Origin of the sequence: Pontibacter qinzhouensis (genome assembly GCF_008017455.1) — a bacterium.
GTDB lineage: Bacteria > Bacteroidota > Bacteroidia > Cytophagales > Hymenobacteraceae > Pontibacter > Pontibacter qinzhouensis.
In genome coordinates this window covers 78,299-98,485 of record NZ_VRTY01000004.1, presented here as the reverse complement: position 1 = coordinate 98,485, position 20,187 = coordinate 78,299, and the positions used below count along the sequence as shown (strand labels likewise).

Genomic DNA, 20,187 nt, shown 5'->3' with positions numbered 1-20,187 from the left:
GCAAAGCACCGGTTAAGTACAACCCGGCCTTCATTGTGGGCACTCCGTACCCAACGAAGACCTAGTTGTTATCGTTTGTATAACTTATGTTGCGTTGAGCGTTTGTACTAATAGCCACAAGTGCTAACAGTAATGCAAAAAGTATATTTTTAAACATGAGCCTGAGTAGTTTGTTTTATTTGTACTAACGCAATTTCTCAAGTTCCGGCTGTTAAGAGGTTGTAGATTGTCTTACTTTATTTAAATTTATATTACCTGCTCATATACTGCAGAATCGGCAAGTTAACGATTTAATAGTTTGAGCTTTTTTAAATACTTTGGCAGAAAGAAAGCTATAGGCAGGTACATCAGCAGGAGAAGAACCAGTGGCAGACAAGATCGCCAGTGCCAAATTGGTATAGGATATTTTATATTTTTCTACTTTTAACCAGAACTAAAAAAGTAATATGGTAATCTTTGAAAATCGGCCGATATTTAATGAGGTTTAGTACAACTAACCATAAGCAGAACAGGTATAAAGTAGCAAACGAATAGTATAGGTATGCACCTTTGGCGGCAAATTAAAAACAGGTAATTCCCTTTAGGTTAAAATGGATCAGGATAAGAAAAATAAGGTACACTCGAGGCAGCGGTCAGCTTTCAGCAAAATCGAGAAAATGCATCCCATCCGGATGCTGTTGTATTTGAGTATGATAGGTATAGGGGTACTGTTTTTTGTTCTGGTAATCGCTTTTATCCGTACGGGTGGGTTTAGTGTGCAGAGCTTTCAGATGCCGAAGTTGTTTACGGTAAGCACCTTACTTCTGCTCTTCAGTAGCTACACTATCAGCAAAGTGTCGCGGTATTACAAAAAAGATAAACTCCGTAAAATGACCCGCTACCTGGGCCTTACACTGGGCTTGGGCGTAGCATTTATTGTAACACAGTTTATTGGCTGGAATGAAATGTCTGCTTCAGGTGTTTACTTTACCGGCAAAGCCTCCGGCACTTATTTATACCTGATATCGGCGCTGCATATTCTGCACCTGGCTGGTGGTATCATTTTCCTTTCGTACCTATTCTTTAAAACCGCCCACGTTATAACCGACGATATCAGAAGTCTTATCTTTATCCGGGACCCGTACCGAAGTCTGCAACTAAGCATGCTCACCACTTATTGGCAGTTCATGGATTTCCTTTGGCTCGGACTTTACCTTGTTTTTCTTTTCCTGATGTAGAAACTGTTCACGGTTACTTTAGGCCCTGGTATGTGTACAAGCAGGGTTGCCTATAGAAGCCACGGAGTTCCTGTGTTGCATCCTGACCTCGCCATCAATTCATTTGGGCATTCTTTTGAGAAGCCCAGGTTTCAGCAGGTAGTTGAGCAACTTATAACTGAAAGGCCTTTCTGGTTATTGCAAGGTTCAACTAATAACACAAAGTTTTTAACTAGTTACTTCCTGTGTATTGGTACATGCTGCCAATTCAGCACTTCCTTTCAGCAGAAATGAATGCATTAGGCTTATTCTATGGTAGTAAAGCTATGATGGAAGGAGCGGTCCATCATTTTCTATAAGATTAAAAATAGCAGGTGAAAAAAAATTATTTTCAGGTTAAAAAGGAGCTTTACCTCGCAACAAACCACCAGAACATCTGTTTATATAAAGATGACCATTACTACACCCTCCACTGATAATTTTGCTGATGAACTTCAGGCCTTTAAGTTAGCTATTGATACCAAGGGCATTTATGGAGCGCTTCGTTTTCTAAATAGCCGGACACCGCACAGGTATTCGGGCATTTACCGGTACGATGGCAACAAGCTACTTAATATAGGCATGTACGATAAGTACGACCCTAACACTGAAAAAGGAGAAGATGCCCCCCTGAGCGCCACCTATTGCTCCTTACTTAAAAAAAGACAAACCTTAGAGGTGTTAGATGTACAGGAGGATGCGCGTTTAAAAGGAATTATCATAACTCCGGTTTTATCGTACTGTGGTGTTTTAATCAAAGATGAACATGGGAACCCATTTGGCAGCCTTTGCCATTTCGATATGAAACGGTGCCAGGAGCGAACCACTGATTTCCCTTTGCTTGAAAGCGCTGCTAACTTAATTTACCAGTATATAAAAGAAGAAAAAGAAGCTGTACCCCTTGTAGCAGAGCAGCTATAACAGTAGCCCAATCTATTAAACTGCTGGAGCTTTAGCTTGTAAAACTCTGGTTGGTAAACTTGTACTCCAGAAGTAGTTAAGCTACCGAACCAAGGTTACGGAGCCTTTAAACTTATTTGTTCGGTAGTCGATAACGTAATAGTAAACGCCTGCATTTACATGCTTCCCATCCCACCTGAAATCCTGCTCTGTGCTGCTATACACCTCCTTGCCCCACCTGTTAAAGATGGTAATATTCTGAAAACTGCCGGTGCACACATTGGCCGGTAAGGTAGGCATACCGAAGAAATCGTTTTTGCCATCACCGTTTGGCGTAAATATATTCGATGGTAAAAACTCTGAAATGTCCGGTACTTTAACTTTAAACTCAAGTTTTATGGTCTGAACAGGAGAAACAACACAGGCATCTTCCCGCAGGTTAAAATCTACCCGCACCGCGCCCTGTTCAAAAATTTCGCAGTTAGCCACCATGTTAAACTTACCGGTAGCATTGCCATTGCCGTTCACTGCCGTAAATGTCATCCCGTAATCAGCTAAGTTAAAGCCAACTCCAACGGCTTCGAGCACCAATCCGTGCAGATCTATATCTTCTCCTAAAAAGTTAGCTTCCATTTCCTGGTTCAGTTCCATTTCAAACACCCGGGCTGTCTGGTCGCTTGAAAGTATAGGGAGTGAGTTGTCGTAGCGGGTTCTTACTTCTACCACTTCTTTGGTAACTACCTGCTTCCCGCATTTCTCGGAGGTAACCAAAAACTCAATCTGATACGACTTTTGTTTCATTGCCTGGCAATCTAATTCCCAGTTGAAGGCAGATGTAAGAGGGCCAACTCCCGTTTTAGGAGCAAATGTTATTTTCTGGGAATTAAGATTAAAACCCACACCTGCCGCCGTTACCGAAATAACATCCTGATCCGGGTCGTTACCGGTTACATTAAAGGCGATAACCCCTCCATCTTCAACCTCAAATACCCGGTCGGGTGTGGAAAGTGAGAGAGAGGGTGGCGTATCGGGGAGTGGTTCTACGAGGAACCGGAGCCGGAGAGTATCTAGTTTTGGCAGGCTGCAGCCATTATCGCGCACAATAAAGTCTAGTTCATAAATTTTGCCTTGTGTGTCGTAACAAAGCGGAAAGCAAAGAGTAGCTGTAAGGGTGTCGGCTCCGTTGCCAGAATTCACCATGCCCGAGGTATTACCCTCTACAGTAAAAGAGTTGTCGGTGAAATTGACAGGACGCGTAAAAAACTCTAGCGGCTCATTCGGGTCGGGGTCGGTAAAATAAATATCGATGCAACGTTGGCTGGAGGGGCTAATCTGCAGTACCTCGCCGTTGTTATAGTATTTTTTGGTACCACGCTCTGTTGCCAATATTTTGGGCGGTTCGTTGCGGGTGCAGTTCAGTACCAGCAACTGAAAATCGCGTCTTACCTCCCCAATTTTACGGCCTCCTCTAAATTCCTGGCAGCGCACGCCAAAAACATATAAGCCGGCAGCACTTGGCTGCACCACCAGCCGACCAGTTCGGGAATCGATGTTCACGGGCGGTGACCCCAGTATCTGGCTTGCCGGACTATAACCTGCTTGCCACATAATAGTGCTGTGTGGTGCGCGAGAAGGGGGAGGGGCAGGGTTAAACTGGCTGCTAGACCCATTCAGAGGCGTCACCATGTCGTATACCAGCGAATCGCCATCAGGGTCTGTGCCACCAAAATCGAAGTAGAAAAGTTCGTTGCGGCAGGCATAATCGCTTAGCGGCGGAAACAGCACGGGCGAAGAATTCCTAAAGGCTTGCCGATCGCGCACCACCGGCGGAAACTCCATGTAAAATGTATTGGCTGCTGCTTCGGGGTTAATAATATTATTAATGGTTCTGTTACGGCAGCACCGCTCGTACACTATATAATAACCGTCAGGGTGCGTAAAAAGGCTGGGGTCCAGCACAATATCGTCGTGGTAAACTACTTTGCCTGTTTTAAGCTGCCCTACAGTGCAGTCTATGTTGGTATAAGGTACATTAGATCGCGACCTGATGCTGACTTGCCTGGTCATCATTAGTCTGTTAGATGCCTTCTCAAAAATCCCAACCGATATTACAGGATCAATAGCCGCAGGGTCACCGTTTACTTCATCGTAATACAAGTTTAGGGTGAGGCGGTAATTATAAGCTGCCAGGTGCCTGAGTTCGAATTCACCACCAACAATATGTGTGGCCGAGGCTCCTAACGCTACAACAAGTAAATAGATTAACAGGAATAAACGCTTTTTCATACCGGCACCAACATCTAGCTGAATGTACTATCGTGACTCAATATAGCCTAAAATAGTGGAATTTAAAAGATAGATAATCATACATCTTACGGCACCTGTTCTCTTTATTAGCTTCACCTATTTCTTCCGTTCAGTTTGGTTCATCTGCTATTAAGCAATGGCTTGGTGGGCCCTTGGCAACATTTAAGTCAGTTTCCTTCTGGAGGGCATTTTCATTAGAAAAATTGGATGCTGGAAATGGAGTGGTTCAGATTTATTGCCCCCTGAATTGTTTTACTGGGTTATGAGGAAGGCAACAGCTAAGGTTAAAAAAAGAAAACTAATGCTGGTTATTTCCGTTTAACCGGTCTTGAATACCCAGGAAAAAGTAAAAACATTTACAAAAATTATCTGTTCTGTTGCCTGAAGCCTCAGAGCACCGGCACTATCATTGGTTGGCGTTTCGCAATTGCTTTTTCTCCGGAAAGATAACTATGCATTGTTGTTTATTACTCCGGGAAAGTAATTTTGATGTGTTTTTAAGAGTGCATTGCACCAGCCAAAGTTGCCAGTCTGCCTGGTAAAAGGTGGTATTATAGCAACCGCTTGCTACTGTTACTTCTGTGGGATCTTGTTCTGAGGTGCCACTTATTTTATACTTAATGTTTTGCCTTATAACAGGAATCATGCTTACACAAGAACTAGAATTAAAGAAAAGGCTCTTGCAGGAGAGTTCCAAATTGCTCAATGTGCAGATACAAGCCGCTAAAGAGGCAATGGATGATGCACAGGAAAGTGCTAATGAGCACCAGGGAGCAATGGAAGACAGATTTGAATCTTTTAGAGAGGCATGTCAGATACAACGCGACATGTACGCCCGCCAACTAGATGAGTTAATTACCACCATGAGTTTACTTAAGCGGATAAATGCCACCAAGCAGAACAGCGACATAACGTTAGGCGCTGTGGTTATGACAGACTTACAGAACTATTTTATTGGGGTAAGCCTGGGAGAGCTGAAAATAGACGGAGAGTCGTTTTTTGCCATTTCCGGTATGTCGCCGATCTACAAAGCCATGGCAGGTAAAACATCCGGCGATACGTTTGTTTTCAGAGACAAAGAATACAGAATAACGCAGGTTTTTTAATTAGTTAAAAATTTGCGTCCTGCTCTTAAAAAAATAAGCTAATATAGATAACCTTTTCATTTTAAATCAGTTAATAAAAATGTAAAGGGTTGAAAATGGAGAAGGTTAGCAATAATGCTAACCTTCTCCTATTTTATTTTATTCTTGTCCAGGTTTGGGACCTGCCTATAAGCGAAATTCCGATATAACCTTTTACTTCCATTTTATCTTTTCCTTGCAACTTCATAAAGCAAGAGTAAGTTTTCCCGCTCTCAGGATCGTAAATAGTGCCGTTGTCCCATTTGTTGTTGCCAGTATATTCAAAACCTTTCAAGAACTCAAGTCCTAGCAGTGGCCGGTTCCGCAGGTTTTTATCGGGGTTATTATCATCCATTTTTGGTTTGCCGTTTCGGGTAGGCTCTTTTAAGGTTACAATTTTTCCGCAAAGCTTATCGCCGCATTGGTATATCTCAAAACGGGCTTTGCCTTCCTCGTTTGTCCAGATACCTGTAGGGGATACCGATTGCGACCAGGCATAACCTGAGATCAAAAAGAGAAAAGCAAGTACAAATAAATTCTTTCTCATGTTAAAGCATGTAGTTTTAGGTTAAAATACGATACGTTTTAAATGTAAATATATAGAATGAACGCTTTACTTGTAGCTGCGCCTGCCATAATTAAGACGCAATATATTACAAAATAAGAATAACAAACGTTCATTAGCTACATAAAGCCCGAAATCTTATAATTTAGTCTAGCAGAACAGATTCTTATAATAAAACTTTCAATGCTGCAGTGCCCACGTCTTATTCCTCATAATCTTTTACCAGCACTTCCAGAGCCTGTTTAGAAGCAATTAAGAAGAGAAGCAATAGGCTTGCCAGAAATGGAGGTAGGTTTAATTTAGTGCCTGCTCTTTGTAGCTTATTGATTTTGAAGCGATTATATAATTTGTGCTATCTGAGCCTACTAGTATGGTTTCTGGTCGATTTTGCGGGTAAAAATATTTATAAAAAACTTTCTTTATAGTTGTGAACTTATCTGTAATATTTTACCTTTAGTACAATGAAGGTAGCGAGTGCTACGGCTCTGAATCTGATCAACCTAAACTGTTTTAAAGGGAAATCGCTCAGGGTTTATGTCGGACTAAAGAGAAAGGAGGTGCTATGTCTAATCCCACACAAGTCTTAGTAAGCCAAGGTAATAGTATTCACGTAAAAGGTGAGTCGGCTTAGTAAGCAGTGTATGCTGCTTATGCAGTAACTGTTGCCTTTAGTCTTCGGATAGTTCTTCTGTATAAAAGTTTACAAAAGAGCTGCTTGTTAAGATTAAGTAGGATTCATAAAGCCTGATGTACCCAAGGGTACGTCAGGCTTTTCTTTTTTATAAATCGTCTTTATAAATAGTATTGTCTTTTTTGCGGCGCTCACTTAAAAAGGTACCGGTATAAAAGACAGCCGCCACAAAGCAACTGATGCCCATCAGGAGGTAAAGCATGTCGTTTATTTTCCAGGAACCTCCTTCAAAATCGATGTAAAGCAGAAAGGTAAAGCCGGCTATTAAAGTTAAGGCGGTAACTGTGTTTATTACGAACTGGTTGTGTTTGCGCAGGTGCCTAGTGCAGGCCAGCAGGGCTACACCGAAAGCCGGGGCGAGCAGGGCTGCCGGGGCAGGAGCTCTGGTTACAAAATAAGCTGTTAGACCTGCAATAAGCAGCACCAAGGCGTTTATGGTGTTTACAACATAGGGGTGTACCATAGTTCTATGGGTTAGGGTGTGTCTCCGAAAATTCTTACTGGCTGCTTCGCCGCGTGCAGGTGCCAAAAAAGTTTCTGCTAAAGGCAAACATATCAGCGTTTGCAGGCCCTTTACCTTGTAAAAACGGAACGTAGCAGCTAGTGTTTCTCCAACTTATACGTTATAAAATGGTTTTGCTCCGGTATACATTCCTAAACGGCCTGAGGCCCCTGAATAGTAGCCATGAGCGAGAAATATCGCGCCATAAGAATTTCTCACTTCTGCTTATTATTTGGCGCGGCACTAAGTAGGTGTACGATAAAAAGCCGATTAGTTTATAGATTACCTACTAGAGCTGTAGAAACGGTAGAAGGGCGCTCATCAGATTCTTCTAATGAAAACGCCCTCCAAAAGGTTTTTTGCTTAAATGGGGCCAAGGGTGCGCACCCCCGGAACATCAATTTACTCCATTACTCTTCTGAGATCGAGGAACCTGTCGTCGTAGCCGGAGCCCTCTACCTGGCTTATTTTAACACCTCCGTTCGAAGATGAATGCACAAAGGAAATGGTATCGCCGGGCGATGAGATAACAATGCCGACGTGGCCTGGCGTGCGGTCGTGTTTGTTTGTGCCCGTAAATATGACGAGGTCGCCGGGCCGCGCCTCTTCTCTCGAAACTGCTACGCCCTCTTCGGCCTGCAACGAGGAAGACCGACCAATGGCAATGCCAGACTGTTCAAAAACATAGGTGGTAAAGCCAGAGCAGTCGAAACCTTCTTCTGACATGCCTGCATAAAGATAAGGGCTGCCAAGCAGGCTTAGCGCGTAGGTAACTAATGCTTCGTCTGTTGCTCCAGGTAGCTTAGGTGCCTTTTTATTTTTTGTAAACTCCGTGCTGTTATATCTTTTACCTACTGTAGCCTCTGTTGTTGGCTCTTCGTTCAGGTAACTTGTTTCAAGTCCATCGTCGACCCAGCTGGCATCGGTGGTACGTGGTTCTGCCACAGTCAGAAAAAACAGGAGCAGAACAACAGGCGATAACACAACAATCGTTACTTTTTTCATAGGTTCAGGGTTTGGTGAAATGCAAAGACTTTCGCTCAAAAACTCAGACACTATGCTGCCTTGCAAAAGCCATAAACTGCATACGTGTAGCATTATAACATAAATTGCACCAGAAATGGTTTACCTTAAGCCTAAATCAATGCCAAACAAATTAAATTCATTTTGCAATTGGTTGATTATCAATGGTATGTATTTAGAGGTTGAACGACATGTTTTTATAGAATTAGACGGGTTTTACAGCCCGTAGAGGCAGCAAAGCTGGAAGACGTTTTGTATAAAAGGAAAAATTGTTGTAAAATGCCTGTTTACACATTGTTTAAGCGAAATTACACGCATCTAATCTCACTACTCTTATCATGCTTGCACCAAAGCGCCTGCTACTTACCTGCCTTCTCGTCGCCTTTTTAAGCTTGTACCAAAGCATTGCTGCGCTGGCAGCCGAACTGCAGTACACGCTCTCCATGCCGGAGCCACACACACATTATTTCGAGGTAGAACTACACCTGAAGGGAACCGGCCGTAAAGGCCACATCGACTATAAAATGCCTGTCTGGGCTCCGGGTTCATACCTTATCCGCGAGTTCCCGAAAAATGTAGAAGGTTTTGTGGCTACCGACAAAGCTGGTAAAAACCTCCGGGCCGAAAAAATAGACAAAAACACCTGGCGGGTTTACTCTCAGAAAGCCTCCGAAGTTAAAGTTAAGTACAAGGTGTACGCTTTTGAGCTTTCCGTTCGTACCAGTTTCATAGATGCCTCGCATGGGTATGTAAACGGCACAAGTGTTTTTATGTATCCGGAAGGCTACCAGAAGCAAAGTGGCGAACTGGTGGTGAAGCCTTACAAAGACTGGAGCAAAGTGTCTACGGGGTTAACCAGCACCGGTAATTTCACCTACACTTTCCCTGATTACGACGTGCTGGCCGACTCTCCGCTGGAAATTGGAAACCACGAGGTACTGACTTTTACGGCGGCCGGTGTACCACACGAGGTAGCCATGTACGGCCCTGGCAATTTTGTGCCAGACCGCCTGCTCGCCGACATGAAGAAGGTAACGGAAACAGCTGTTGCCATATTCGGGGAGCTGCCGGTTAAGCGATACGTATTTATTGTGCACAACCTGCAACGGAGCGGGGGAGGCCTGGAGCACCTCAACTCAACTACCCTGCAAACAACCAGCACCAGCTATGGCACCGAAAGCGGGTACAACGGCTTTCTGAACCTGGTGGCGCACGAGTATTTTCACCTCTGGAACGTAAAGCGGCTACGGCCAGAGCCATTAGGCCCCTTCGACTACAGCCAGGAAAATTACACAACGCTGCTCTGGGTAGCCGAAGGGTTCACGAGCTACTATAGCAATGTTATCTGCTTGCGGGCAGGCATCATCACACCCCAGAAGTTCCTGGATACGGTATCGGGGAGTATACATGCAGTAGAGAACACGCCCGGAAACAAAGTGCAGACGGTTAGCGAAGCCAGCTTCGATGCCTGGATCAAGAGCTACCGGCCAAACGAGAACTCCAGGAACACCGAAGTCTCGTACTACACCAAAGGCACTGTATTGGGGCATCTGCTGAACATGGAGCTGATGAATGCCACCAACGGAGCCAAAAACCTGGACGATGTGATGCAGTATATGTACAACCGTTACTACAAGCAGCTAAACCGTGGCTATACCGAACAGGAGGTAAAACAAGCACTTGAGCTGGTAGCAGGCAAAAAACTGGACGACTTTTTCAGAGACTACATAAACGGCACCAAAACCCCCGACTACAACTGCATTTTTGAAGCAGCAGGCCTGCAACTGGTTAACCTGAATGCCGGTAACAACCAGGTGAACTGGGGTGCTACTGCCTCGCCTTCTGATGGCAAGCTGATTGTACGGAGCCTTACCAGAGGCAGCAGCGCCTGGCAGGCAGGCATAAACGTGCAGGACGAGCTACTAGCCATAGAAGGCACGCGGGTAGCCTCAGCAGACGAAGTAACAGCGGCACTGGCTAATTATGAACTCGGCGACAGGGTGCAGGTACTGGTGAACAGAAGCGGAAAGTTGCAGACACTTGAGGTGCTGCTCCTGAAAGATGAAAGCGTTCGCTACCGTTTTGAGCGTGTAGAAGCTCCAACTTCGCAGCAACAGCAGCTCTTCGAGAAGTGGCTACACCTGAAGTAGACTATCGCAAAAAAACAGCAGCAGGAGCGGCACCCGGATTTTACCAGGTGCCGCTCCATTTAACTTATAGCCTTAATGGCAGCGGGAAAAGAAAATCAGCTAAAGAAATGTTGGGGCAGGAGCAGGTATAGCATTGTTTAACCGTGTCTATGTACAGCTGCAGAAAGGAAGGGTAAAGTTAGGGTTAAAATAGGAATATTACTTGCTTAACAGGGGGTAAAAGCTTACCTTAAGCTTATGTTGTACTTTATGTAAAAGTGCTTATGACGATAAGCTCTACACCTGCTGCTGATCTTGTTTACCTGCCAGATACAGAAGTTCTGATGCTTCGCTGGAAGGAGAAACCTGATACTACTTCTTTTAAAAAAGAGTACATGATGGCGTTTCAGTTTGTAGCGAAGTACCCTCACATCCGGTATTACTGTACCGACCTTACCAAAAGTGGCGCTTTTGAACGGGACCAGGAGCTGTGGCTGACCACTTATTTCTACGACACTGTAAACAAGTTGCTGCATGCCGATGTGTTTGCTGCCGTGGTTTTCTCTGAAAAACACTTTAATGCCATCGTACACAATTATATGTTACAGGCAGCCAACGCCAAACATAATTTTATTCATTTCAACTACTTCACCTTATTACCTGAAGCCCTGCATTGGCTCAGGAGCATAAAAAAAGACCAGGATATGATTATATCATAACCTGGTCTTTTTGTTGTGTGCAACAGCTGGTGCTTAAAGCCAGCAAAAGCAGGGCAGCCCCTTGGCAAAATTTAAACGGGTTTCCTTCTGAAGGCCAATTTCATTTAAATAATTGAATAACACGTCCGGAACTTTGAACAAGCAGCTTGTGTCAGATCAAGGGAAAATACCCAGCGCTTCGTAGCTCACGCCAATCTTCTCGATAGCAGTCAGGAAAGCAGCGGTGCGGAGGCTCTGGATTTTCTGCTGATCCATCACATCGCGTATTTCGTGGTAAGCATTTATCATAGTGTCTTCCAGGCCGGAGCGCACCAGGCTTATCTCATCAGAACCCTGAATCAGCAACGCTCTCTCCTGTGGCGACAGGCTTTTACCAGACGACGATTCTATGGCGTTTACCAGACGACGGTGGCTGGCTTCTTCGGCTCTTTTGCCCATACGGCCAAAGCGCACGTTCGACAGGTTTTTCAGCCATTCGAAATAAGAAACGGTAACACCACCGGCATTCAGGTACAGGTCCGGAATAATGACAATGCCACGCTGAATCAAAATCTCTTCCGCGTTTCTGGTAACAGGGCCGTTGGCGCCTTCTGCAATTATCTTGGCTTTAATGTTGGCTGCATTATCTTTATGAATCTGGTTTTCCAGGGCAGCCGGAATCAGAATGTCGCAATCCATCTCGAGCAGGTCGAGGGAGTTTTCGTAATTCCTGGCGTTTTTGTAGTTCAGAATAGAGCCGGATTCTGTTCTGTGTTTAAAGGCATCTTTTATATCGATGCCGTTCGGGTCGAAAATGCCACCTTCCCGCTCAGCGATACCTGTAATAATGGCACCATCTTGCTGGCAGAAAAGAGCTGCATGGTAGCCCACGTTTCCCAGGCCCTGCACAATAATGCGCTTGCCTTCCATGGTTTGTCCGTCCAGACCCTTGCCTTTCAGCAGTTCTGTGTCGAGCAGCGTTTCGCGGATACCGAAGTACACACCTAAACCTGTTGCCTCCGAACGCCCTCTGATGCCTCCCTGGCCCACAGGTTTACCCGTAACGCAACCCAGCGCATTGGCATCGCCGTATTTAAAGGTTTGGTAGGTGTCTGCGATCCAGGCCATTTCGCGGCTACCTGTTCCGTAATCCGGGGCAGGCACGTCAATGCCAGGGCCGATCAGGTTCTTTTTAATCAGCTCAGTGGCAAACCGTCTGGTAACTTTTTCAAGGGTTTTGGCTGAGCTGGTGCGTGGGTTAATTTTTACACCACCCTTTGCTCCCCCAAACGGAACATCGACTACGGCGCATTTAAAAGTCATAAGGGTAGCGAGTGCTTTTACTTCGTCTTCGTCTACCTGTATGCTGTAGCGGATACCACCTTTAGAAGGCAGCTTATGATGACTGTGTTGTACGCGGATTCCTTCTACTACTTCCACTTTTCCATCAATCTCAACCGGGAAAGAAACCTTGTATACACTGTTGCAGGCTTTTATCTGAGCCAGAATACCCGGATCTAACCGTGAGTAGCTGGCAGCGGAGTCGAAGAACTGGTGTACACTGTCTAAGAATCTTTTCCCTTCGTTATGATTGTTTCCCATAAATGTAGTTTTTAGTTATTGTATATTTTAGAACGGTAGAGATGTGTATTTGTTTGAAATTCGGTAATGGTAATTCCGAGCAGCTACCTATCGGCAATGGTTGCAATTATTTAAATGGTTTTGCCCTTCCAAAGCTAATTCAGGCATCTTAGGGTCAAGGGTACTGCCGGTAGCTTAGTCGCAAAGTGCCTTTAATAAATAAAAGGAGACGCTACACACGCCTCCTTTTCTATTGCCTTTCCGGTTGCTGTTAATGAACCGAAAGAAGTTCAACATCAAACACCAGGGTCGCATTCGCACCGATCACATCGCCGGCACCCTGTGAGCCGTACGCCAGCTCAGATGGTATAAATAGTCTCCATTTAGCACCTTCCTGCATCAGTTGCAGTGCTTCTGTCCAGCCGGCAATAACGCCGTTTACCGGGAAAGTGGCTGGCTGACCACGCTCATATGAGGAATCGAACACGGTGCCGTCTATAAGGGTGCCATGGTAGTGGGTGGTAACCTTATCTGAGGCGGCAGGCGATTTACCGTTGCCTTCTTTCAGCACCTGGTACTGCAGGCCGCTTGGCAGGGTTTTTACGCCTTCCTTGTTTTTATTTTCTGCTAAGAAAGCTTCGCCGGCTTTTTGGTTCTCGCCACCCTGAGCGCCTTGTTTCTGGCTCATTTCCTGCTGCAGCGCCATCATGGCCTGCTGCACCTCCGACTGGGAGAGGGAAGAGGGTTTTCCGGATAAAACTTCTTTCAGACCTACTACAAAGGCATCTGCCTCAATTTCAATTCCTTGCTTGGTGAGGTTGGTGGCCATGTCGCGGCCAATAATGTAGCTGATCTTGTCTTTTACGTTTTTCAATTCCATAATAAGTGATTAGTGCACCTGCAGGTGCAATTAAACTAATATCTGTTAGTTAAGCAACGATATTTTGCAAAGCTACGCATTTTGTTTAAAACGGAAAGAGAAGCTATAGGTTAACCTTGCCAGAGCAGCCACTTGTAACCATAGCATAAAGAGTTAGTGCAGGTAAGGCCGTAAAATCGGAAACAGAAAAGGAGGGTTAAAGCCGCAGATGCCCCTTCAAAAATTTATGAAAAAGGCAATAACCACATGCCGGCTTTAGCAACATTCGTCTTAATTTATTCTATAGGAGCATCTGCTAGTAAAGGAGGTTTATTCTTATAAGAGGCCCTAACATAACCTTTGCGAGCAGGGGCTCGTGCAACTACTTTATTGTATTTGATGAAGCCATGCTATTCAGGAGAATGCACCTGGTTGGCGTTTATAAAAACGGACCATGATGGATTCTTTTTAGCCGGCTTGTGTTTTTTAGCCAGGAAAAAAAGTGGTGCAACGCAAAAAGTAGCCAGCACCAGGAAGAAAGCGAAGCTAACCGGATCGCCAAATTTCTGGATGTAGGCAGGCAGAAACAACCAGTTTAGATGCAGAATAACGAAACCGGCCAGGCTACTGCAGGCAAGTAACCATTTCTCAATTTTAAAATGGGTCTTTCCGGGTTGAGAAGGCTCTCCCCATACAAACACAAGTAATACCACCAGTACAATTACCAGCAGCAAGATACAATGAATCAGGATCAGGTTATCCATAAAATTCAGCGGAATAAAGTGTATAAGGAGTTTGTGAGATGATAACTACAACTAATGAGAAATAGTTCGCTTGAGTAGAGGGTGGTTTCAACAATAATAACTTGGTTATAAAAGTAATAATTTAAATTGAAATACCTATATTTTTGAACTATAATTTTTCTTTAGCTACTACCTATGCTTTATCCGAAGCCTGTATAATTTTACTATCTCCTTTTTCCATACAGCACGTGCTGGTTTTACTATTTTTTAATAAATGCTGTGCAAACAAAATTGGCAGTGAAGTAGACCCTTGGATAAAATTTGACGGTTAACCTTCTGGAGGCTGTTTTTATTTGAATAATTTTTAAGCTGATTTTATAATAAACCTCAAGAAAGGCGGGATTACCTGATATATAGGAGATGGTGCCCGCCAATTTCCAGTGCCACCACAGAGTAGAGGCATCTTTTATAGCAGGTGTGAAATTAGAAAGGCAGCACTAGAAGCTGTGGATTAGTAATTTTGACCAAAGATGCTCCTACCATAGAACATTTTGATTTCTGAATTGGAGGAGTATTAAGGCTGCACTTTTAACTGGTTAAGCCGCTTAGAGTTCTTAAAAGGAAGCTTCAGCCTTTCAGCCAGGAAAAAAACAGGAAGAGCGCAGAAGGCACCTAAAAACGTTAATACACTAAAAGCATAAACATCGCCATGCTGCTCCCTGGACCAAGGCAGCAGCAGCCAGTTTACATGTAAAATAATAACGGCTATCAGGCTGGCACAGGCCAGGAGCAAATTGTCTTTAGCTGCCCCGGCCTTTAGAGATTTGCCTTCGGCATTCCACAGCAAAATACCCAGTATCGTGAAGACCAGACATAGCAACAGCACACAGTAAATAGTTATCAGCTTTTCCATAGTACAAAGTAGGCATCTATTTATTACCTGCATGTAAACTACATGTTATGATACGGTAAGTACCTGCCACTATTGCTGAGCTGGGTGTTTTAACTTCAACATATGTTCTCCTGCTAGAATCGCTGCGGAAAAAGTATGCCCTGGTTATACAGTTGTTTTCACTTAACTTCCTGGTAATGAATTGATAATTATGCCGTAATACAGCAAGATTATATTTGTAAAAAACTATATAAATATAATTTATAGCTGACTTATGAGAAAAAAATTACGATTGGTGTTTGCGCTTCTGATGGTGCTGCAGCAGACTGCTTCTGCACAAACGCTGCTTCATTACTGGAGTTTCAATAACTCTGCCGACCAGGCAGCTTTGCTCGCACCTACTTCCGCCACTGTATCTGGTGCTGCTATCCGGCATGTGGCAGGTGGTATAAGTGCCATTCAGGTTACAAGCAATACCGGGCAAGGCTTCGATGCCGAAAACCTGAACGCCCGCGATAACAACGAAGCCGGTACACACCTCCGTTTTAACGACCCGATTGGTGGTGCCCTGGAGTTTAGCCTGCCAACTGCTGGTTTTAAAGATGTGGTGGTAAAATACGCTACACGCAGATCAGGATCAGGAGCGGGTACGCAACTGATAAATTATTCAACCGACGGCACTACCTTTCAGCGGCTAACCACCCTGGCACCCGCTGATGGCAACCCGACGCTCCAGACACTCGATTTTACAGATCTGGTGGCCGTAAACGATAACCCAGATTTTAAGATCAGAATCAGCTTTGAGCAGGGGAGTGGCGGTACCGTTGGCAATAATCGTTTCGATAATGTAACGCTGGAGGCAAACCCCGTGGGGGCAGACCTGCTGGCACCTACTGCTGTGTTTGCGCCTGCTACCGGAGCTACTTTGGTTCCACCAACAGTTCAGCCAACTATAACCTTTAACGAAGAGGTTCGCCTGCTGAACAATGCCGCTATCACTAATGAAAATGCACATGAGTTAGTAGAGCTTCGGCTAAATAATGCCACTGGTACGGCTGTCGGATTTACTGCTCAAATGGCAGGACGCGTTTTAACAGTTATGCCTGCGGCTGCACTGCTTCAGAACCAGACTTACTACCTCGCACTGAAGGCCAATAGGATAGAAGACCTTTCTGATAACGCTATTACGACAGTACAAGCTGCTACTTTCACTACCATGCCGGAGCAGACACAGTTCCAGGCAGGAGATATATTGGTGGTTGCTTACCGCATGAATGCCACCTCCACAGAAGATGAGATTGCACTTTTAACGCTGGTTAATATTTTACCCGGAACCAGCGTGCATATCACCGATGCCAAATACACCACCAACGCACAGGCCCAATGCGCAGGCGGCTTTACCTGGACAGCTCTGGAAGAAGGCGTTGCAGCTGGAACTATTATCCGAATTCAGAACGATGCCCTACAGGCAACAACAGGTACCGTAAGTGGCTCCGGCTTCGGCCTTAGCTCCGGTGGTGATCAGGTAATACTATATACCGGTACGCCAGACGCGCCAAGCTATATTACCGCTCTGAGCTCTAATGCCTGGCTCGAGAACAACACTGTCTGCAATGGCAGCTACTCAATGCTGCCTGCTGGCCTTACAGATGGCGTAAGCGCCCTGAACCTGAGTACTGCAGCAGGTAACGTAGAAGGCAACACCGTAAATGCGTACTATACAGGCACGGTAGCAGGCACTAAAGAGCAACTACAGCAAGCCATTTTGAACCCTGCCAACTGGTCAGGAACTGCTTCAGGAACAGCCGCACAGCAGTGGCCGGCATGGAATTTCCCTGGTCCTCCGGCAATAGTTAGTGCCAGCACCCTGAGCCAAACCAGCATCAGGTTGGTGTTCAACAACGAACTGGATCAGGCTTCGGCCACCACCCTAGCTAATTATACAGGTCTGGAAGGCTTATCAGCTGCCACCTTAAGCGACGATAAAAAGGCCGTTACCTTAACCTATGCTACTCCTTTTGCACCTGCCGAAACACATACATTGGTAGTTGCAGGTGTTCAGAATGCAACCGGAGAGGCTATGTACAGCCCTTACAGCTACACATTTACTTATACAACCAGCATTGCTTTCGCGTCTACTTTTATGGTGGTGCAGGAAAATGCCGGTACCTTACGCCTGCAGTTAACACTGGAGAACCCTACCGAAGGAACCGTTGACCTGGTGGTAAAAGGAGCACCTTTCAGTTCGGCAGGTGCCGCCGATTTTACGCTGGCTACCCAAACCCTAAGCTTTACCGGCAGCAGCAGTGCCGAACAAATCATCTCTATTCCCATCATCGACGATACGGAACAGGAGCAGGACGAATATTTTGTGTTAAGCCTGGAGAATGCTACCGGTCTTACAATTACCGGTAAACCGATGGCTACCATCTATATTAAAGATAACGACCGGCAGGCACCACAACCAACAAAAGAAATTGAGTTAACGCATGTCGGCAGCTTTGAGCCAAATGCTCTGGACGGCAGCACTACCGAAATTGTTGTACACGACCCTCTGACGCAGCGCCTGTTCATGACAAGTGCCGTGCAAGACCGATTGGACATTGCTGATTTTTCAGACCCTGGTCAAATTTCTCTGTTAAAGTCAATTGATTTGTCTGGTTACGGAGGTATTACGAGTGTGGCTGTGCACAAGGGCATAGTGGCAGTAGCCTCTCCTAATGCAAATGAGCAGCTGAACGGTTCGGTCGTCTTCTTTAACACAGATGGCGATTTTCTAAAGCAGGTAACTGTAGGCGCACTTCCCGACATGATAACCTTTACTCCCGATGGCTCTAAAGTGATAACTGCCAACGAAGGCCAGCCAAACCCCGATTACACTGTTGACCCGGAAGGTTCTGTCAGCGTGATAGATGTTTCAGGAGGAATAAATAACCTGACACAGGCGCAGGTAACCACTATTTTATTTGATAGTTTTAACAGCCAGGAGGCTGCCTTGGTAGCGGCCGGAGTTCGCAAAACAAAAGCCAGCAGCACCTTGTCGCAAGACCTGGAGCCGGAGTATGTAACCGTGGCAGCCGATTCTAGAAAAGCCTGGGTAACACTGCAGGAGAACAACGCAGTTGCTGAAATAAACCTGGAAAACAATACCGTTACCAGCATTTTTCCGCTCGGCACCAAAAACATGATGGCCATGGGCAACGGGTTCGATGCCTCTGATAACAACAACGAGGTGCTGCTCGCCAACTGGCCTGTTAAAGCGTTTTACATTCCGGATGGTATGGCGAACTATACCCTCGGCGGCAACACCTACCTGGTTACTGCCAACGAAGGCGACGAAAAAGAGTACAACGGCCTGAACGAGCGCACCACCGTTAGCGCTGTAACCTTAGATCCTGCTGCTTTTCCGCATGCTGCCATGCTGCAGGAAAATCACAACCTGGGCCGCCTGCGCATTTCGAACCTGCAGGGCGACACCGATAACGACGGCGACTTTGATGAATTGTATGTGGTAGGTTCACGCTCTTTTTCTATCTGGAATGCCGAAACAAAAGCTCTCGTGTACGACAGCGGCGACGATTTTGAACTGATTACCTCCACTGATGCTGCCATAGCGCCCCTGTTTAACTCCGACAACGAAAGCAATACCAAAAAGAGCAGGAGCCGTGCCAAAGGTCCTGAGCCGGAAGGAGTAACAGTAGCTGAGATTGCCGGTAACATGTATGCTTTTGTAGCCCTGGAGCGCGTAGGTGGCGTTATGGTGTATAATGTGACAGATCCTGCTGATCCGAAATTTGTAGATTATAAAAACAGCCGCAGCCTCACCACCTTTGCAGGCGACCATGGTCCGGAAGGCATTATATTTATTTCTGCTACCGACAGCCCAACCGGCAAAGCTTACCTGGCGGTAGCCAATGAGCTAAGTGGCACAATAGCTGTTTTCGAAGTTCAGAGTATGGTAACTTCCAGCCCCGGGCTGGTTGCAAGCGAGAAAGAATTCTTTGTATATCCGAACCCTGCCAATGGGGCTACCGTGTTCTTAAGTAAAGAAGCGGATATTGAGGTTCTCGATGCCTTGGGCCGTAAGGTTTTTACTGGCACCCGTGTAGAGTCTCTGAATGTGAGCAACTATACCAAAGGCTTATACTTTATTAGAACCAGCGAAGGCGCTGTAAAACGTCTTATTGTTAACTAAGTAGATTATAATACTATCAGCAAAAGCAGCGGCAACTAAACCTGTCGCTGCTTTTTTTTGCCTGCTTTTTCGGCTGATGCTGTAGGAACGGGTGCACCTGGTAAAGACTCTTTGTAGCTCTCAGCAGCTATAAAGCATGATCAGCAATTACCACATAAATGAATTATTCTAATAAAAACAGCCTTCCAAAGGAAAATAGTTAAATTATTGGCAAGGGTACTCGCAGAGAAGTCGTAACCCAAACATGATGCAGTCATAATGTTCAGGTAATAAGCATTTTGTAATTTAGTGCACAGTACTAAATATGTTATGACTTATGAGAAAGCTACTTCATTTACTTCAGCAGACAAGCGGCAATGTGCTAAGCCTTTTTTTATTCAGGTTGCACTCTTTTAACTCTCCATTAAAATTCAACAAAGCTTAAGGAACACGTTTCCGGGAAAGTAGCCTTGGATAATTTTAGCTGAAAAAGCTTTGGAAGGCACTTTTCATTTGAATAATTCAGGTTGCTAATAGCACCAGCTATTAGCAACCTGAAAACATGTATTTTTTACTACTACGAATCAACCTGCTTCAACTTGTGGGTAAGTGTTAGTCTTCCTACTTATCGGGCTTCTTTTGGAGTTATAGGTAGGCCAAGGAGCTTCACGCATAGGCACTGTTACCTCAGGCAAGGTGTACTTGCGCCGGAGAACATTTTAATCTGTCATTTTTATTTGGGCAAAGCACAGGTGGGCTGCAAA

15 protein-coding genes are annotated in these 20,187 nt (G+C 45.2%); 7 read left to right on the top strand and 8 right to left on the bottom strand.

The genetic code is table 11. The annotated features are described in order from the left end of the window. Nucleotides 1-590: 590 nt before the first annotated feature. Nucleotides 591-1,217, top strand: a complete 627-nt coding sequence (locus FVR03_RS01910; protein WP_147920069.1) for a cytochrome c oxidase subunit 3 — start codon at nt 591-593, stop codon at nt 1,215-1,217. Between the two features lie 429 nt (nt 1,218-1,646). Continuing rightward, complete coding sequence (locus FVR03_RS01905) at nt 1,647-2,156, top strand: hypothetical protein (protein WP_147920068.1); 510 nt, start codon at nt 1,647-1,649, stop codon at nt 2,154-2,156. Nucleotides 2,157-2,237: 81 nt separating this feature from the next. On the opposite strand, the gene FVR03_RS01900 is transcribed toward FVR03_RS01905, so the two are convergent. Beyond that, nucleotides 2,238-4,421: a T9SS type B sorting domain-containing protein gene (locus FVR03_RS01900; protein WP_147920067.1), complete on the bottom strand. Its 2,184-nt coding sequence runs from the start codon at nt 4,419-4,421 to the stop codon at nt 2,238-2,240. 665 nt (nt 4,422-5,086) lie between these two features. Here FVR03_RS01900 and FVR03_RS01895 point away from each other — a divergent pair. Further along, on the top strand, nt 5,087-5,548 hold the full coding sequence (locus tag FVR03_RS01895; protein ID WP_147920066.1) for a hypothetical protein: 462 nt from the start codon (nt 5,087-5,089) through the stop codon (nt 5,546-5,548). A 133-nt stretch (nt 5,549-5,681) separates the two neighbouring features. Here the strand turns inward: FVR03_RS01895 and FVR03_RS01890 are convergent, their stop codons facing one another. The 3 genes from FVR03_RS01890 to FVR03_RS01880 form a co-directional block, all read right to left on the bottom strand. Further along, entirely contained in the window at nt 5,682-6,113 is a 432-nt protein-coding gene (locus FVR03_RS01890; RefSeq protein ID WP_147920065.1) for a DUF2147 domain-containing protein, read from the bottom strand. 797 nt (nt 6,114-6,910) lie between these two features. Next, nucleotides 6,911-7,285, bottom strand: a complete 375-nt coding sequence (locus tag FVR03_RS01885) for a hypothetical protein (RefSeq protein WP_147920064.1) — start codon at nt 7,283-7,285, stop codon at nt 6,911-6,913. 441 nt (nt 7,286-7,726) lie between these two features. Then, nucleotides 7,727-8,329, bottom strand: a complete 603-nt coding sequence (locus FVR03_RS01880; protein WP_147920063.1) for a C40 family peptidase — start codon at nt 8,327-8,329, stop codon at nt 7,727-7,729. A 356-nt stretch (nt 8,330-8,685) separates the two neighbouring features. Here FVR03_RS01880 and FVR03_RS01875 point away from each other — a divergent pair, with 356 nt between their 5' ends. From FVR03_RS01875 to FVR03_RS01870, 3 genes are all read left to right on the top strand, one after another. Further along, nucleotides 8,686-10,497 (top strand): M61 family metallopeptidase, encoded by a 1,812-nt coding sequence (locus tag FVR03_RS01875; RefSeq protein WP_255474022.1) that lies wholly within the window; start codon nt 8,686-8,688, stop codon nt 10,495-10,497. Continuing rightward, nucleotides 10,479-10,628 (top strand): hypothetical protein, encoded by a 150-nt coding sequence (locus FVR03_RS24215; protein ID WP_187270006.1) that lies wholly within the window; start codon nt 10,479-10,481, stop codon nt 10,626-10,628. The genes FVR03_RS01875 and FVR03_RS24215 overlap by 19 nt, the downstream gene beginning before the upstream one ends. A gap of 132 nt (nt 10,629-10,760) precedes the next feature. Continuing rightward, on the top strand, nt 10,761-11,195 hold the full coding sequence (locus FVR03_RS01870; protein ID WP_147920062.1) for a hypothetical protein: 435 nt from the start codon (nt 10,761-10,763) through the stop codon (nt 11,193-11,195). Nucleotides 11,196-11,351: 156 nt separating this feature from the next. On the opposite strand, the gene FVR03_RS01865 is transcribed toward FVR03_RS01870, so the two are convergent. From FVR03_RS01865 to FVR03_RS01850, 4 genes are all read right to left on the bottom strand, one after another. After that, on the bottom strand, nt 11,352-12,776 hold the full coding sequence (locus tag FVR03_RS01865) for a Glu/Leu/Phe/Val family dehydrogenase (protein ID WP_147920061.1): 1,425 nt from the start codon (nt 12,774-12,776) through the stop codon (nt 11,352-11,354). A gap of 250 nt (nt 12,777-13,026) precedes the next feature. Further along, complete coding sequence (bamJ, locus tag FVR03_RS01860) at nt 13,027-13,635, bottom strand: BamJ family beta-barrel-assembly machinery protein (RefSeq protein ID WP_147920060.1); 609 nt, start codon at nt 13,633-13,635, stop codon at nt 13,027-13,029. A 389-nt stretch (nt 13,636-14,024) separates the two neighbouring features. Further along, the gene (locus tag FVR03_RS01855; protein ID WP_147920059.1) at nt 14,025-14,378 is read right to left on the bottom strand and encodes a hypothetical protein; all 354 of its coding nucleotides are present in this window, start codon (nt 14,376-14,378) and stop codon (nt 14,025-14,027) included. 553 nt (nt 14,379-14,931) lie between these two features. Beyond that, the gene (locus FVR03_RS01850; RefSeq protein ID WP_147920058.1) at nt 14,932-15,270 is read right to left on the bottom strand and encodes a hypothetical protein; all 339 of its coding nucleotides are present in this window, start codon (nt 15,268-15,270) and stop codon (nt 14,932-14,934) included. Between the two features lie 253 nt (nt 15,271-15,523). Between FVR03_RS01850 and FVR03_RS01845 the strand changes: the two genes are divergently transcribed. Next, the gene (locus tag FVR03_RS01845) at nt 15,524-19,444 is read left to right on the top strand and encodes a choice-of-anchor I family protein (protein ID WP_147920057.1); all 3,921 of its coding nucleotides are present in this window, start codon (nt 15,524-15,526) and stop codon (nt 19,442-19,444) included. Nucleotides 19,445-20,187: the final 743 nt, after the last annotated feature.